The sequence below is a fragment of the Nocardia altamirensis NBRC 108246 genome (assembly GCF_001612685.1).
In the GTDB taxonomy this organism is placed as follows: Bacteria; Actinomycetota; Actinomycetes; order Mycobacteriales; family Mycobacteriaceae; genus Nocardia; species Nocardia altamirensis.
Window position 1 is genome coordinate 1 of record NZ_BDAY01000165.1, and the last position, 1,191, is coordinate 1,191.

The following is a 1,191-nucleotide window of genomic DNA, read 5'->3' on the forward strand; positions in this document are numbered from 1 at the left end:
AAGAAAGGTTGGCTGGGTAATCGAGCCGCCCGGGGTGGCGGGTTGATCGTTGGCGTGGCACCGGCGATGCTGCCTGTGGAGGTGGTGTCGGTGGCGAGAACGCCGGATGTGTTTGTCAGAGCGGTGACTCCGGAAGAGGGTCGGGAGTTGCAGCGGATAACCAAGCGCAGCAAGGCGCCGGTTCGGGTGCGGCGAGCGATTGTGGTGATGGCCTCGGCGCAGCGGCAACCGGTGCCGTTGATCGCGAAGCTGATGCAGGTCAGTGAGGGGTATGTGCGTGGAGTGATCCACGATTTCAACGAGAAGGGTTTCGCGGCTCTGGACCCAAAATGGAGCGGGGGCAGGCCGAGCAAGACCGATCAGAAGACGCGTGAGCGTATCGGTCAGATCGCTCGGTGCTGCCCCCGTGACCTGGGTTGGCCGTTCTCGACGTGGAGTTTGTCGAAACTGCGGGAAGTGCTGCGTATCAACCAGATTGCCGATATCAGCCATGAAACGCTGCGGAAAATCCTGAAAGCCCAAGGGATTTCGTGGCAGGCCACCAAGACGTGGAAGGCAGGCAAGGATCCCGAGTTCGCCGCGAAGATGGCTCGGATCCTCGACCTCTACGACAATCCGCCTGCCGATGGGAGGGTGATCAGTGTCGATGAATTCGGGCCGCTGAACCTGCAACCACGGCCCGGCCGCGGCTGGTATCCCAAACGTCGGCCACGCCGGTTCCGGGCGACCTATCACCGCACCCACGGTGTGCGGCACCTGTTCGGCGCGCTCGACCTGGCCACCGGAAACCTCTACTACCGGATACGAGATCGTAAGCGTTCCAGCGAGTTCCGTGGTTTCCTCAAGAGTCTGCGCCAGCGTTGGCCGGGCGAGAAGCTGTATGTGATCGTCGACAACTTCTCCCCGCACAAGCACAAAACCGTCCGTGACTGGTGCACCGCCAACGACGTCGAGCTGGTGTTCTTGCCGACCTATTCATCGTGGTTGAACTGGATCGAATCCGAGTTCGCCGCCCTGCGAGCCTTCGCCCTCAACGGCACCGACCACCTCAGCCACGGCGAACAAGACGACGCAATCAGCGCCTACATCCGCTGGCGCAACAAACACGCCACACCCAAACGTGACTTCGCCGTCAACTCCAAGATCCGGCTACCCGATTTCCTACCGTACGTTGCTTGAAGAGGCACTAGC

Annotated in this window: 1 protein-coding gene; it reads left to right on the forward strand. The window is 61.4% G+C overall.

Annotated elements, in window-relative coordinates; genetic code table 11:
- Positions 1–1,179: IS630 family transposase (locus NA11_RS43645; protein WP_245746596.1), on the forward strand; the 1,179-nt coding region annotated here is incomplete at its 5' end.
- Between the last annotated feature and the right edge of the window lie 12 nt (positions 1,180–1,191).